Raw genomic sequence first — 13890 nt, forward strand, 5'->3', positions numbered from 1 at the left:
GGATCCACCGACCGCCGCACGGGACCAGCGGGCCGAAGTCGCCGAGGGCCATGTTCGCGTCGGCCGGAGCGACCGTTATCTCATGCCTGCCACGGCTGAGCTTCCGGCGAAGGCCACCTCGTTGCAACGTGCGGCCGATCGAGGTCCTTGGCTCCGTAGTGGGCGACCTTCGCCCCGGACTGCAGGGCCCAGTAGCGGTCGCCATAGGACCAATGCCACCACTCGGTGGGGTAGTTGACCATGCCAACAGCTGTGAGAGCCGCGCCTAGGATGTCCCGATGGGAGCGAGCCTCGCCACTGATGTTGTCGGCCTGCGTATAGCAGGCGCCCGCGCTCTCCTCCGGGGTCGCGTTCATACGAGTTCCCATGTCGAGTTCGTGACCCTCGTCATCTGCCAGCGTCAGGTCAACGGCGGCCCCGGCACTGTGCGGCGCGATCTCGGGAGGAGACACGAAGCGGCTTGCTGCTGAGCGGACTTGCTCGGCGGACCACTCCGGATGATCGGTACGCAGTCGAGCAGAGTATTTGTCGAAGTAGTGACGTTGCAGGGAGGGCGGCCGATAGCCCTCCACGAAGAGCAACTGCATGCCCCCGGGAAGCAGTTCCTGCGCTTTGACCAGCCGGTCGAGGACTCCTGCTCGAAGATAGGTGAAAGCGCCGGCGGAGTCCTGCTGCTTCCGTTCGTCGACCAGCAGAGCGCTGCCTCCGCGAACGTCAACAAGCCGTTCGCCACACTCCTGAACAGGCACGGCTGCGACCCGGGCGTCAGACATCAATATGATCTCACTCATGAAGTGATCATCTCGCGGATCAGAGGGCTGCCGGCACGGCCTGCTCTAAGAAGGTATGGTCCCGAGCCGCCCGCGGCATCAAACGGTTCGATCGCCATGACAACAGTCTCGACCAGTCACATCTGCGATCTGTAGAAGATCTTGCCTTCGTGGGGTTCCACGCCGAGTGCGGCATACAGGGCCACAGCTGCTGGGTTGCCGCGGTCAGCGGTCCACTCGACGCGTGAGCAGCCTGCGGAACGCGCTTCGCAGTGCACGGCAATCATCAATTTGCGAGCGACGCCGCGTAGTCGGTACGTCTCCCTCACATACAACTCTTTGAGATAGAGGCTGGTGTCCGCCCCTGCAGCGGGCCAAAGGAAGCACACCGAGGCCAGTCCGACGACCTGCACACCGTCGCGGGCAAGCAGCACGATGGCGGTGGGCTGCGGGCCGAACAGCGCATGCCGTACCTGCTTCACATCGGGAACCGCGTAGGCGCCGCCGTAGTAGCGTTCGATCTCCCCGAGCATGAGAGCGATGGTCTCCGCATCGCCCTCGGTCGCTCGCTCAATGGTCAGCCGCACGTAAGGCCCTTTCACTCGGCCGAGGGGTAGCGCCAGCATGTCACGCAGGCGCAGCGGCTCGGGAAGGCGCCGTTGGCGAGCAGTGCGTGGAGTTTCGTGACGGCTTCGGCGCCGTCGCTCCGCCCGGCCCTCGGTTCGTTCGTGCGACAAATTCGCTATCGGGGGGCCGGAGTGCCGTGATACACAACCGACGTGCAAAATATCTTGGAGTTCCCTGAGGTCCTGCGGCTGATCGAAGACCGTTCCGCTGCGTTCCGCGCTGCCATCGCGTCCGCGCCCGACCTTGACGTCCAGGTTCCGACCTGCCCGGACTGGACGCTGCGCGACCTGGCGCAGCACCTCGGCGACGGACGCCGGCGGCAGGCCGCGATCGTCGCGGCTGGCCCGGGCGCTGAGCCCCCAGCGAGGACGGACCCGAAGGGTGCCCCGACCGCGCCCCGCGACCGCGAGGCCCTGGACGCCTGGCTCGCCGAGTCGACCGAGCTCATGCTCGACGCGATGCGCGAGGCCGGCCCGGACCGCGGCTGCTGGACCTGGTGGGGCCGCTCGCAGGCCCCGCAGACCAGCGGAGCCGTGGCCCGGCACCAGATCCAGGAGATCGCCGTCCACACCTACGACGTCCAGCTCACCCTGGGGGCCGCACAGCCGCTGCCGACGGACGTCGCGGTCGAGGGCGTCGACGAGTTCCTGACCACCGTCTCGGCGACGACCGTCCCGTGGCCGTTCAAGCCGGCGACCATCGACCTGCACGCGACCGAGGGCCGCTCCTGGCGCCTGACCCTCAACGCCGACGGCGTCCACTGCGACGACCTCGCCGCCGACGCGGAGCCCGGCGACATGGGGATGCGAGGCACTGCGAGCGATATGGTCCTCTACTTCTACGAGCGCGCCCCGCTCGACAGCGTGGAGACCACCGGCAACACCGAGCCGATGGAGCAGCTCGCAGAGTGGGACCCGAACGAGTAGGACAACAGGGCGCGGAGTCTCAGGACGGCATCGGCGCCAGCCGGTGACCGTCGGGCTCCGCGCCCGCTCCCGTGCTACTCCGCTTGCAGGACGAAGAACAGGAAGCTCAGGAAGCGTGGCTTGACCTCGGGGAACAGGTCACGAGCGGCCGGGACGGATTCCGGCTCGCTGATGACCGTGATCCGGAACCCCGCTTCAGTGAAGGCATCGGTCATGGCGTGCAGCGGCCTGTTCCAGAAGCGCAGTTGGGCGGTTTGGCCGCCCATGGTCCACTCCTCGATCCGGTCGTAGGTCGCGAAGTAGTTGCTCTTGTTCCCGGCCAGGAACTCCAAGCCGTGGATGGCGAAGGGGTGGTCGACGGACATGATCAGGCGACCGCCGGGCTTCAGTACGCGTCGCAACTCGGTCAGCGCCGGCCCCCAGTCCTCCAGGTAGTGCAGCACCAGGGACGCGACGACGTCGTCGAACGTGTCGTCAGGGTAGGACAGGGGACTGCCCAGTTCGGCCACCTGCAGGTCCGCACCGTCACCGAGCCGCCGCCGGGCCAGCTCCAGCATCCCGGCACTCGCGTCGAAGCCGCTCACGACGGCGCCACGGTCGCGCAGCGCCTCGGACAGCGGCCCGGAACCGCAGCCGGCGTCGAGGATCCGCCGACCGGCCACGTCCCCGGCGAGGGCCAGCATCGCCGGCCGCTCGTAGTAGGCATTGACGAGGCTGGTCTCGTTCTCGGCCGAGTACGCCTCAGCGATGCTGTCGTAGTCGTTGACCTGCGGCGGATCCACAGTCACAGCAGTCGGCGAGACAGCTCCGGACTGGCTCGCGTGCTCTTGCTGGTCGTCAGAAGTCATGGTGCGGGAGACGTAGGTCGCACCCGTTCGGTTCCTGGCCCAACCATGGACCCGTGCGCGTTGCGCTTCCGTCAGGCCGCCAGCCTCTCGAACCAGTTCAGGATCTGCGGGTAGCTCAGCAGGGCGGACTGGGTGTGGACCACGGGGCCGACGTCGGTGAGTGAGACGTGCGCTCCGTGGTCGCGCAGGGCGTCCGTGCAGGCGACTGCGTTGCCGTAGGCCACGTCGCGGTCGCCGTCGGCGGCGAAGAGGTGGACCGGGACGTTCGGGGTCCAGTCGCAGACTGCGTCGGCCTTGCTCAGCATCGCGGCGAAGGAGCCGGTGGGGTGGTGCAGCTTCGCGATGAAACCCGGGGTGAGCAGGTGCGTCGGATCGGCCGGCAGGCCTGCGGTGACCTGGTCGTCGGTGTGGTCGCCGTCGAAGAGCTGCGGCACGGTGCGGTCGTAGGGAGCGCGGAAGGCCTCGGACGGCGTCTGGTAGAGAGGGGTCAGCCGGTTCCAGGCGGTGATCAGGTAGGCCAGATAGAACGTGGCGATGGGCGGGTCGAGCCGGCCGTCGAAGGCTGCCGGGATCTCCTGGCCGCGGAGGTCGTAGGGTCCGCTGACGGGCGCCAGCCCGGTGAGTCGGAAGCCTGGCACCGCGCCTTGCTGCACCGCATGGGCCAGGCCGATCGCGGCGGCGCCGCCCTGGGAGAAGCCGGTGGCCAGCAGTCGTCCGTCCAGTCGTCGGCCATGCTCGGCCGCGACGGTGCGCGCCGCGAGCAGCAGGTCGACCGAGGCGGAGGTCTCCGAGCCGAGGTCCATGTACGGGTGGGCGCCCGGCCCCAGGCCCAAGCCCAGGTAGTCGGGGGCGACCGCGGCGAAGCCCTGACCTGCGAACATCACCGTGACGGCGCGGTCGGGCCCGTCGGAGACCGAGGGCGCGTCCTCCCGGGAGGGCATGGTGCCGTGGGTGTACTCGACGGTGGGCAGGGCGCTGTGCCTCCCGTCGACGGGAAGCGCCAGCAGTCCGGTGGCGGTCGTCGGGCCTCCCTGCGGGGTGACGGTCCGGTAGGTGATCCGGTAGAGGTCGACACCGTCGCGGGCGGCACCCGTCGCGAAGCCCATGGTCGTGACGTACGCGGAGGCCTGGGCCGGCGTCAGTCGGGACATCGGCGTCACCGCCACGACGGTGCCGCGCTGCGTCCACTGCTGCACCGCGCTGGTCGACGTCGACCCCGCAGCCACGGTCGCAGCTGCCGCCGGGGCCGCGCAGGCGACGGTCAATGTGAGGGCCGCCGCGGCGACCAGGGTGCGGCTGCGCGGGCTGATGGCGTGCATGGTCTGTTCTCCCTCTCGCCGGAATCCGGAAAGGTGCTGACACGACCCAACTGTTCCAGCGGGGGCAGACCGGCCCCATGGTGCTGGTCCCCGACTCGGGGGTGGGGCATACCCCCGGCACCGCCCGCCGCACCGTTCTCGGCGCCGCCGGAAAAAATCTTCGGCACAGTGGTAGTAGAACGCTCCCGCCGTTCGTCAGTCGCACGGAGATGATGAAGGGACCACGGCCACTGCTGTGGTCACTTGCCGACACCACGATGGGAGCACTGCCATGAAGTACCTGATGCTGGTCTGCACCGACCCCGACTTCAAGCCCGGACAGGACGAGGGCGCGCCGGACGTCGAGGACTGGGTCGCCGAGATGGACGGCAAGGGGATCCGGCTGCTGGGCAACCGCACCCGCCCGGCCGACGACGCCACGACCGTGCGGGTCCGCAACCGGGAGGTGCTGCTGACCGACGGGCCCTACGCCGAGACCAAGGACCAGATCGCCGGCTTCGACGTGCTGGAGTGCGCCGATCTCGACGAGGCCATCGAGGTCGCGTCCAAGCATCCGATGGCCTGGCACGGGATGATCGAGCTCCGCCCGTTCTGGCTCGACGACGAGGATTAGGACTAGGCGGAGCGCGGCAGCCCCCCGGGAGCACGGAACAGGAACCAGGTAGCGCGAGACCCATGACGGAGCGGCAGGTGGAGGACCGGATCGCCGGGATCTACGCCGACGGCTGGAGCCGGATCGTGGCCACCATGATCCGGTTCACCGGCGGCAACTGGGACCTGGCCGAGGAGTGCGCCCAGGACGCCTTCGCCCGTGCGCTGGTGAAGTGGCCCGAGACCGGCGTCCCGGACCAGCCGCTGGCCTGGCTCACCACCACCGCGCGCAACCGTGCCATCGACCGGATCCGCCGGGCGACCACGGAGGCGGCGAAGCTACGGGAGGTCGCCGCGATGCAACCTGAACCGCAGCCGTACGCGAGCGACCACGAGATCCCGGACGAGCGGCTCGAATTGATGTTCACCTGCTGCCATCCGTCGCTGAACCTGGACGCCCAGGTGGCGCTGACGCTGCGCAGCCTGGCCGGGATGACCACCGCCGAGATCGCGCGGGCGTTCCTGCTGCCGGAGCGCACCATGGGCCAGCGCCTGTTCCGGGCCAAGCAGAAGATCGCGCACGCGGCCATCCCGTTCCGGGTGCCGCCCGGGCACCTGCTGCCCGATCGCCTCCCGGCCGTGCTCCATGTGCTCTACCTGCTCTTCAACGAGGGCTACGGGGACCCTCGGAAGCACCGGCTGTGCCAGGAGGCGGTCCGGCTGGCGCGGGTGCTGACGGCGCTGATGCCGGACGAGCCCGAGGCGCAGGGGATGCTGGCGCTGATGCTGCTGCACGACGCCCGCCGGCCGGCCCGGACCGACGCCGACGGCGAGCTGGTCACCCTGTCGGAGCAGGACCGCTCGTTGTGGGACCAAGAGCTGATCGCCGAGGGCAGCGCGGTCCTCGAACGGGCGCTGCGGCGGCGCCGGGCCGGACCGTTCCAGATCCAGGCTGCCGTCGCGGCCTGCCATGCCACCGCCCCGACTGCGGAGCAGACCGACTGGCCGCAGATCGTCGGGCTCTACACCGAGCTCGCGGCCGTCGCACCGGGCCCGGTCGTGGACCTCAACCGCGCCGTCGCGGTCAGCATGGCCGAGGGCCCGCAGGCGGCGCTGCCACTGGTCGAGGCGATCGCCGGGACCGGGCGGCTGAACCGGTACTACCTGCTCCACGCCACCCGCGCGGACCTGCTGCGCCGTCTCGGCCGGGCTGCGGAGGCCGACGCGAGCTACCGCGCGGCCCTGGAGCTGGCCCCCACCGAGGCGGAGCGGCGGTTCCTGCGGGGCCGGCTGCAGTCCGGCTGAGCGGCTCGTCAGGTTCTGCGGGGAGATAAGGGCGACGTTAGCCTGCTGAGCAACCGGGCAGATGCGCTGGTGCGGGCGCTGCCGCCCGCAGCGCGCAGTGCCGGTGCGGGCCGGTTCCGGGCCCCGCGCCGACGCCGGCGCTCGGCGAAGGACGCGCCATCGGAGGTGCCTGATGACCCACTCCTCGGACTCCGCCATTCCGGGGGACCATGCCGCTCCGGACTCCGGACGGGGCATCCGCAGCCTGGTCCCGGCCCGGTTGGACCGGCTGGGTTGGTCCCCCTTCCACACCAGGCTGGTGATCGCCCTGGGTGTGGCCTGGGTGCTGGACGGCCTGGAGATCACCATCGCCAGCAATGTCACCAGCATCCTGACCCAGCCGGACACGCTGAACCTGTCCTCGGCGTCGGTGAGCTTCTCGGTCGGCACCGTGTACCTGCTGGGTGAGGTCGCCGGGGCGCTGTTCTTCGGATGGTTGTCGGACAAGTGGGGGCGGCGCAACCTCTTCATGATCACCCTGGGTGTCTACCTGCTCGGCGGCGCCCTCACCGCCTGCACGGCCGGCCACAGCCAGGGCTGGGTCATCTGGCTCAACGCCACCCGGTTCATCGCGGGCATGGGCATCGGCGGCGAGTACGCCGCCATCAACTCGGCCATCGACGAGCTCATCCCGGCCCGGTACCGGGGGCGGGTGGACATCGCGATCAACGGCACCTACTGGGGCGGAGCCCTGATCGCCACGATCATCACCCTCACCGTCGTCAATAACCTGCCCAGCAGCTACGCCTGGCGGGTGGCCTTCCTGTCCGGCCCGGTCCTCGGCTTCGTCATCCTGTTCGTCCGGAAGAACCTGCCGGAGAGTCCGCGCTGGCTGCTGATGCACGGGCGGGTCGACGAGGCGGAGCAGGCGGTGACCGAGATCGAGCACGAAGTCGAATCCTCCGGGCGGTCGCTGCCACCGGTCGACGGGTCCAGGGCGGTCCAGGTCGCCGCCGCGGACCAGATCGGCTTCGTCACCCTGGCCCGGACCCTGTTCTCCCGCTATCCCGGCCGCTCCGTGCTGGGAGCGTCGCTGATGATCACTCAGTCGTTCCTCTACAACGCCATCTTCTTCACCTACGCACTGGTGCTCACCAAGATCTACGGCGTGGCCAGCGGTGACACCGCCTACTACTTCATCTTCTTCGCGCTGGGCAACCTGATCGGCCCGCTGACCATCGGACGGCTCTTCGACACCGTCGGCCGCCGAAAGATGATCTCGGGGACCTACTTCCTCTCCGGGTTCCTGCTGGCCGTCAGCGCCTTCCTGTTCAACGCGGGGCTGCTGAACGCGGTCACCCAGACGGTGTGCTGGTGCGTCATCTTCTTCTTCGCCTCGGCCGGCGCCAGCGCCGCCTACCTGACCGTCAGTGAGATCTTCCCGGTGGAGGTCAGGGCCAAGGCCATCGCCGTCTTCTTCGTCATCGCCCAGTCCTTCGGCGCCTTCGGCCCCTGGCTCTACGGGCAGCTGATCGGCGACGGCCACGACCACTTCAAGCTGTTCATCGGCTACCTCATCGGAGCCGCGGTGATGCTGATCGGCGCCGTGGTCGAGGTCTTCCTCGGCGTGGACGCCGAGGGCCGCTCGCTGGAGGAGATCTCCGGTCCGGCGTCCGACACCTCGGGCCCCGGAGGCCCGCGCAACAAGGAGCCGGCCGGCTCGCGCTAGGCCGTCGGTTCCGGCCGGATCCGGCCCGGAACCGTGTGAGAGCGGTAAGGAAAGGGGCCGGGCCCGGGCGGACCGGGTATCGGGGAAGCATGGCGGGGAAGCGTCTGCACGGTGTCATCCGCAGGTTCGGACTGGGCGTGGCGATGGTCTGTGCGAGTGTGCTGGCGGGCACACTGGTCGCCGGGCTCTCCCTGCCCGCGGTCGGTGCGCTGGGGTTCGGGGCCAAGTCGCTGGTGACCGACTTCAACAACCTTCCGGCGGAGTACAACGCCGCCCCCACCCTCTCCCAGGCGTCCACCGTCTACGACGCCGACGGCGGGGTGATCGCCAGGGTCTACGCCCGGGACCGGGTCGTGGTGCCCTTCGCCCGGATCGCCCCGGTGATGCGGCAGGCGCTGGTCGACATCGAGGACAACCGCTTCTACCAGCACGGCGCGATCGACCTCAAGGGCACCCTGCGCGCGCTCACCAAGAACGCCTCCTCCGGCACCTCGCAGGGCGGATCGACGCTGACCCAGCAGCTGGTGAAGAACATGAACGTGGAGCTGGCCGGCAACGACCCGGCCAAGGTCCGCGAGGCGCAGGCGCAGACCGTGGCGCGGAAGATCTCCGAGCTGAAGGTCGCCATCAAGCTGGAGGAGACCCTCAGCAAGGACCAGATCCTCACCGACTACCTCAACATCGCCTTCTTCGGTGAGCAGGCCTACGGCATCGAGTCCGCCGCCGAGCGCTACTTCAGCGTCCACGCCGACCGGTTGACCCTCCCCCAGGCCGCGCTGCTGGCCGGCATCGTGCAGTCCCCCAGCGGCTACGACCCGCTGATCGACGCGCAGGCCGCCCTGGTCCGCCGCAATGTGGTGCTGGCCGCGATGGCCAAGTACGGGTCGATCACCGCGGTGCAGGCCGTACAGGCGAAGGCCGCGCCGCTGGGGCTCAAGGTGAGTCGCCCCAGGGAGGGCTGCATCACCGCCGGCAACGGCGAGCAGTTCTTCTGCGACTACGTCGAACACCTCTTCCTCGCCGACCCGGCCTTCGGCAGGACCGTCGAGGCCCGGCAGGCGCTGTGGGACCGCGGCGGCCTCAGCATCCACACCACGCTGGACCCCAGGGCCCAACGGGCCCTGGAGAACTCGGTCAGCTCCCACGTCGACCCCGGCGACAAGGCCGCCACCGCGATGACCATCGTCCAGCCGGGCACCGGCGCCATCGTCGCCATGGGCCAGAGCCGCCCCTACGGCGACGGCAACAGCCCCGCGGTCACCACGCTGAACTACAACGTGGACCGCTCCATGGGCGGGGGCGGCGGTTTCCCGACCGGCTCGACCGTCAAGCCGATCACCGCGGCCGCCGCGCTGGAGAACGGCATCGGCATGGACCAGACCTACCCCGCCCCGTACCAGGAGCCCTACCCGGCCATGAAGGACTGTCAGGGCAACCGGCTCCCCGAGTCCGACAACCCGCCGAACCAGAACGACTCCCCCTCCCTGGTCGGTCCGTTCGCCATGCCCGAGGCCATGGCCAAGTCGGTCAACACCTACTTCGTGCCGCTGGAGAAGGACGCCGGGCTCTGCAACGTCGTCCAGATGATGGCCAAGCTGGGCATCACCAGCCAGGCCACCTACTCCCCCGGTACCACCACCCTGGCCCCCATCGCCCAGGTGCAGTCGCTGACCCTGGGCACCAACAGCCTGACCCCGCTGGAGATGGCCGACGTGTACGCCACCTTCGCCGCCCGGGGCGTCTACTGCTCCCCCACCGCGATCACCGCGGTCACCGACGTGAACCACAAGAGCCTGCCGGTGCCCTCCGCCAACTGCCACCCGGTGATGCAGCAGAGCACCGCCGACGCCATCACCACCATGCTCAAGGGCGTGGTCGAGGACGGCACCGGCGCGGCCGACGGCTTCACCGACGGCCGCCGCTCCTTCCACACGGTGCCTCTGCCGGGGTCCTCCTCGAACGGTCCCTGACGTGAGGGGTCGTCAGCTTCCGAGCGCGACCTCGACGATCTTGATGATGACCAGCACCATCGCCACCGCGAGGTAGGCACGCAGCGCACCCATGCCGATCTTGCGGCCGGTGGCCATCACCGGCCTGGTGAGGGTCTCCCGCGGCGGCATCCGCCAGGAGTCGCGGCCGGTCCGGTCCACGGGGTCCGCCGTCGCGGCAGTGCGGCGGCGGGCGAGGGCGTAGCCGGCGGCGAGCAGGCCCGCCGCGCCGCAGCCGACCATGATGTCCAGGATCGCGTTCGCGGTGATGCGCGGGAACAGCACCGAGGCGGTCAGGATCACCGACAGGGTGACCAGGACTCCGACCACCGCGGCGGTGAAGGCGTTGGTCCTGGCGCCGTTCACCCACGGACCGAGGACCTCCCGGTCGTTGCAGAGCAGCAGCAGGAACACCGAGGCGGACGGCAGCAGCACCCCGGCCAGGGTCTGCACGCCCTCGGTGAGCAGCCCCAGCGGGGAGCCGGGGATCAGCACGATGGTGGCGGCCAGGGCGACCAGGGCCGCGTAGACGGCGTAGAAGCCCTTGGCACCCTTGACCCCGCGGTGCAGCGAGTGCTTGATGCCGAAGACGTCGCCGATGGCGTAGGCGGTGGACAGCGAGACGGCGAAGGCGCCGATGATCGAGGCGTCCAGCAGCGCGATCGCGAACAGCACCCCGGCGACCCGGCCCGCGTGGGCGGCGATGCCGTGGGCGACGCCCGCGGTGTCGGTGAACCCGCCCGCGGCGCCGGTGTGGGCGAAGGCGGCGGCGCAGGCGCCCATCAGCGCGGTGGCTCCGACGATCACCACGACGATGCCCAGGACCAGGTCCGCCTTCTCGTAGCGCATGAAGCGCGGGGTGATCCGCTTGTCGATGACGTAGGACTGCTGGAAGAACAGCTGCCAGGGCGCCACGGTGGTGCCCACGATGCCGATGATCAGCAGCATCACCGTGGCCAGCTGGCCGCTGCCGCCCGGCAGGCCGGGCACCACCAGGTCGTGCGCCAGCTGGGAGGCGGCCGGGTGGACCATGAAGGAGATCGGGACCAGCAGCAGCGATCCGGCGCACAGAGCCATCGCGATCCGCTCGAACCGGCGGAAGGAGCCGGTGAAGGCCGAGGCGACGATGATCGCCGCGGCGAGCAGCACCGAGGCAGCCTTGGGCAGCCCCAGGTACCCGGCGGCCAGGGTGATCCCGATGAACTCGGTGACCAGGGTCAGCGCGTTGAGGACGAACAGGTCGATCACCGAGAAGGCGCCCCAGAACCGGCCGAAGCGCTCCAGGATCAGCCGGGCGTGTCCGACGCCGGTGACCGCGCCGAGCCGCAGCACCATCTCCTGGTTGACGTAGAGCACCGGGACCAGCAGGAGCAGGGTCCACAGCAGGTGGGTGCCGTAGTCCTGGCCGGCCTGGCCGTAGGTGGCGAAGGCTCCGGCGTCGTTGTCGCCGACCATGACGATCAGTCCGGGGCCGGCGATCGCCAGCAGGGTCTTGACCTTGGCGGACAGGCCGCGGCGGGCGCCGTGGTCGTCCAGCCGGATGGTGCCCAGGGCGCCCTGGATGTCGCCCAGGTGCGCATCGTCCAGGACGGCGGCGCGGGTGGTGGTGTCGGCGGTGGTGGTCATGGTGGACCCCTCCCTGGCCCCGGTGGGGGCCGTGTGGAGGGCATGCGGCAGCCGCGGTCCGGCCCGGGGCCCGGGTGGGCGGGGTCGACCGGTCGCCGTGCGGGTCGCACGGAGCGGGGGCTGGTTACCGCATGCCGGAGGAAGACGGGCTCGGGCATGGGTGCTGGGGCCGTTTGTGGCCCGGACTACTGCAGCTGCTGTCCATGTCGCTCGCCTCCCTCCGGTCGTGGCGCTCCTTGGCGCCGTGCGGCAGGGGGAACGCCGGGATCCAGGCACGGACCACCGGCACACCCCAACTCGTCAGAGCTTTGGCACCCCACGGCGTAGCGCGGGCGCCTGTGTCAACCGGCCCGTCTGCGCAGCCACTTGGCCTCAACCCTTAGGTCGGGAAGAGGTGTCCTGATCCGGAGCGTCTCTCGACGGGTGGGATCAGTGGCCTGTGTCCGTGGAGACGCCTCACCGAACGAGGTGTCTCATCGATCGTTTCCCACCTTAGCCCTCCGGGCAGCGGCGCCCGACCGGTTTTCGCGACCGGGGCCGTGCCCTTACCCGCTTCTCACCAGCGGTTGCGCGGCCCAGGGGGTGCGGTTCAGCCGCGTTTGCGGGCGACGCCGCCGTGCATGTGCACATGCTCGTCGGGGACGGCCGCCGACTGCGCGTCGGGGTGCCAGCGGTGCACCAGGCAGACGCCCGGGTCCACCAGTTCCAGATCGCCGAAGAGCAGCTCGACCTCGGCCCGGTCGCGGATCCGCTCCGGGATGCCCCGGGCCGCGTAGGCGTCGATGCCCCGGGTCACCTCCTCGGGGGCGCTGTCGGCGGTGACCGTGGACAGCGCCAGGAAGCTGCCGGGCGCCAGGTGCTTCATCAGCCCGTCGATGATGGCGTGCGCCTCGTCCTCGTCGGTGACGAACTGCAGCACCGCGATCAGGCTCAGTGCGACCGGGCGGTCCAGGTCCAGGGTGGCGCGCAGGTTCGGGGCGTTCAGGATGGCCTGCGGATCGTGCAGGTCCGCGTCGATGTAGGTGGTCCTGCCCTCGGGCGCGCTGGTGAGCAGGGCGCGGGCGTGCACCAGCACCATCGGGTCGTTGTCGACGTAGACGACCCGCGCGGCGGGGTCCACGGACTGGGCGACCTCGTGCAGGTTGGGCGAGGTGGGCAGGCCTGTGCCGATGTCCAGGAACTGGCGGATGCCCTGCTCCTCGGCGAGGTACCGGGTCACCCGCTGCATGAAGCTGCGGTTGGCCCGCATCGAGGCGGGGAGGTTCGGCCAGACGGCGGCGATCTCCAGGGAGGCCTCGCGGTCCACCGGGAAGTTGTCCTTGCCGCCGAGCAGGAAGTCGTAGATCCGGGCGGGGTGGGGCACGTCCGTGCGCAGCTCGACCGAAGGTGTGTCGTCGTCCCCGGGCTTCATCCAGCCCAACTTGTCAGCCACGGGCACACCCTACTCGCTCGAACGCCCGTCCGGTGATCATTTGCAGGGTAACCGGAGGCCCGTCCGCCGGGTGGTCCGGGTCCAGGTTTGACCGCGGGCACCGCCCCGGCGACAGTTGGAGACGACCGCCCGTGGCGACCGCCGCGGGCCGGCCGGTCAGGGGGTTGACCGGCACCGAGGACACAGAGGGAGAAGCCATGGCTGGCAACACGCAGAAGGCCGTTCTGGCCGGTGGTTGCTTCTGGGGCATGCAGGACCTGATCCGCAAGCAGCCGGGCGTGACCGAGACCCGGGTGGGGTACTCCGGCGGGGACACCCCCAACGCCACCTACCGCAACCACGGGTCGCACGCCGAGTCGATCGAGATCCAGTTCGACCCCGAGCGGACCAGCTACCGCGACATCCTGGAGTTCTTCTTCCAGATCCACGACCCGACCACGGTGGACCGGCAGGGCAACGACATCGGCGCAAGCTACCGGTCGGCCATCTTCTACGCCGACGAGGAGCAGCACCGGGTCGCCCTGGACACCATCGCCGACGTCGAGGCGAGCGGCCTGTGGCCGGGCAAGGTCGTCACCGAGGTCGAGCCGCTGGGGGACTTCTGGGAGGCCGAGCCGGAGCACCAGGACTACCTGGAGCGCTACCCCAACGGCTACACCTGCCACTTCCCGCGGCCGGGCTGGAAGCTGCCGCGCCGGTAGCCGCCGCAGTAGGCCGCAGGCCTACGCTGGGGGTGAAGGCCTCGCCCTG

The 13890-nt window shown here is 70.0% G+C and carries 12 protein-coding genes and 1 riboswitch; of the genes, 6 read left to right on the plus strand and 6 right to left on the minus strand.

The annotated features are described in order from the left end of the window. Positions 1-80: 80 nt before the first annotated feature. Both IF29_RS0110955 and IF29_RS0110960 read right to left on the minus strand, forming a co-directional pair. On the minus strand, positions 81-791 hold the full coding sequence (locus IF29_RS0110955; RefSeq protein WP_030252834.1) for a M15 family metallopeptidase: 711 nt from the start codon (positions 789-791) through the stop codon (positions 81-83). A 116-nt stretch (positions 792-907) separates the two neighbouring features. Further along, positions 908-1357, minus strand: coding sequence for a GNAT family N-acetyltransferase (locus IF29_RS0110960; protein ID WP_030252836.1), 450 nt, complete (start codon positions 1355-1357; stop codon positions 908-910). Between the two features lie 192 nt (positions 1358-1549). On the opposite strand from IF29_RS0110960, the gene IF29_RS0110965 reads away from it, so the two are divergent. After that, positions 1550-2323: a maleylpyruvate isomerase family mycothiol-dependent enzyme gene (locus IF29_RS0110965; protein ID WP_030252837.1), complete on the plus strand. Its 774-nt coding sequence runs from the start codon at positions 1550-1552 to the stop codon at positions 2321-2323. Positions 2324-2397: 74 nt separating this feature from the next. Here the strand turns inward: IF29_RS0110965 and IF29_RS0110970 are convergent, their stop codons facing one another. Together IF29_RS0110970 and IF29_RS0110975 are read right to left on the minus strand one after the other, a co-directional pair. Continuing rightward, complete coding sequence (locus tag IF29_RS0110970) at positions 2398-3171, minus strand: class I SAM-dependent methyltransferase (RefSeq protein WP_030252843.1); 774 nt, start codon at positions 3169-3171, stop codon at positions 2398-2400. A gap of 71 nt (positions 3172-3242) precedes the next feature. Then, a complete protein-coding gene (locus IF29_RS0110975) occupies positions 3243-4490 on the minus strand; it encodes an alpha/beta hydrolase family protein (protein WP_030252845.1) in 1248 nt (415 codons plus the stop codon). A 271-nt stretch (positions 4491-4761) separates the two neighbouring features. On the opposite strand from IF29_RS0110975, the gene IF29_RS0110980 reads away from it, so the two are divergent. From IF29_RS0110980 to IF29_RS0110995, 4 genes are all read left to right on the plus strand, one after another. After that, entirely contained in the window at positions 4762-5103 is a 342-nt protein-coding gene (locus tag IF29_RS0110980) for a YciI family protein (RefSeq protein ID WP_030252847.1), read from the plus strand. A 62-nt stretch (positions 5104-5165) separates the two neighbouring features. Continuing rightward, complete coding sequence (locus IF29_RS0110985) at positions 5166-6386, plus strand: RNA polymerase sigma factor (RefSeq protein ID WP_030252849.1); 1221 nt, start codon at positions 5166-5168, stop codon at positions 6384-6386. 172 nt (positions 6387-6558) lie between these two features. Further along, positions 6559-8094 carry an MFS transporter gene (locus IF29_RS0110990; RefSeq protein WP_051725166.1) on the plus strand — a complete coding sequence of 512 codons (1536 nt, stop codon included), beginning with the start codon at positions 6559-6561 and terminating at the stop codon, positions 8092-8094. Between the two features lie 89 nt (positions 8095-8183). Continuing rightward, the gene (locus IF29_RS0110995) at positions 8184-10064 is read left to right on the plus strand and encodes a transglycosylase domain-containing protein (RefSeq protein ID WP_051725167.1); all 1881 of its coding nucleotides are present in this window, start codon (positions 8184-8186) and stop codon (positions 10062-10064) included. A 12-nt stretch (positions 10065-10076) separates the two neighbouring features. Here IF29_RS0110995 and IF29_RS0111000 read toward each other — a convergent pair whose 3' ends face one another. Both IF29_RS0111000 and IF29_RS0111005 read right to left on the minus strand, forming a co-directional pair. Beyond that, the gene (locus IF29_RS0111000) at positions 10077-11708 is read right to left on the minus strand and encodes an NRAMP family divalent metal transporter (protein ID WP_030252854.1); all 1632 of its coding nucleotides are present in this window, start codon (positions 11706-11708) and stop codon (positions 10077-10079) included. 284 nt (positions 11709-11992) lie between these two features. Continuing rightward, positions 11993-12183, minus strand: a riboswitch (M-box (ykoK) riboswitch). 114 nt (positions 12184-12297) lie between these two features. After that, positions 12298-13119 carry an SAM-dependent methyltransferase gene (locus IF29_RS0111005; RefSeq protein ID WP_030252856.1) on the minus strand — a complete coding sequence of 274 codons (822 nt, stop codon included), beginning with the start codon at positions 13117-13119 and terminating at the stop codon, positions 12298-12300. Positions 13120-13337: 218 nt separating this feature from the next. Here IF29_RS0111005 and msrA point away from each other — a divergent pair, with 218 nt between their 5' ends. Next, positions 13338-13841, plus strand: a complete 504-nt coding sequence (gene msrA, locus IF29_RS0111010) for a peptide-methionine (S)-S-oxide reductase MsrA (protein ID WP_030252858.1) — start codon at positions 13338-13340, stop codon at positions 13839-13841. Positions 13842-13890 lie beyond the last annotated feature (49 nt).

The sequence above is a fragment of the Streptacidiphilus jeojiense genome, from assembly GCF_000719095.1.
GTDB classification, from domain to species: Bacteria; Actinomycetota; Actinomycetes; order Streptomycetales; family Streptomycetaceae; genus Streptacidiphilus; species Streptacidiphilus jeojiensis.

Bases quoted from the DNA above. Each gene is read 5' to 3' on its own strand.
- IF29_RS0110955 (WP_030252834.1), bottom strand. From the start codon at position 791: ATGAGTGAGATCATATTGATGTCTGACGCCCGGGTCGCAGCCGTGCCT.
- IF29_RS0110970 (WP_030252843.1), bottom strand. From the start codon at position 3,171: ATGACTTCTGACGACCAGCAAGAGCACGCGAGCCAGTCCGGAGCTGTC.
- IF29_RS0110975 (WP_030252845.1), bottom strand. From the start codon at position 4,490: ATGCACGCCATCAGCCCGCGCAGCCGCACCCTGGTCGCCGCGGCGGCC.
- IF29_RS0110980 (WP_030252847.1), top strand. From the start codon at position 4,762: ATGAAGTACCTGATGCTGGTCTGCACCGACCCCGACTTCAAGCCCGGA.
- IF29_RS0110985 (WP_030252849.1), top strand. From the start codon at position 5,166: ATGACGGAGCGGCAGGTGGAGGACCGGATCGCCGGGATCTACGCCGAC.
- IF29_RS0110990 (WP_051725166.1), top strand. From the start codon at position 6,559: ATGACCCACTCCTCGGACTCCGCCATTCCGGGGGACCATGCCGCTCCG.
- IF29_RS0110995 (WP_051725167.1), top strand. From the start codon at position 8,184: ATGGCGGGGAAGCGTCTGCACGGTGTCATCCGCAGGTTCGGACTGGGC.
- IF29_RS0111000 (WP_030252854.1), bottom strand. From the start codon at position 11,708: ATGACCACCACCGCCGACACCACCACCCGCGCCGCCGTCCTGGACGAT.
- IF29_RS0111005 (WP_030252856.1), bottom strand. From the start codon at position 13,119: ATGAAGCCCGGGGACGACGACACACCTTCGGTCGAGCTGCGCACGGAC.
- msrA (WP_030252858.1), top strand. From the start codon at position 13,338: ATGGCTGGCAACACGCAGAAGGCCGTTCTGGCCGGTGGTTGCTTCTGG.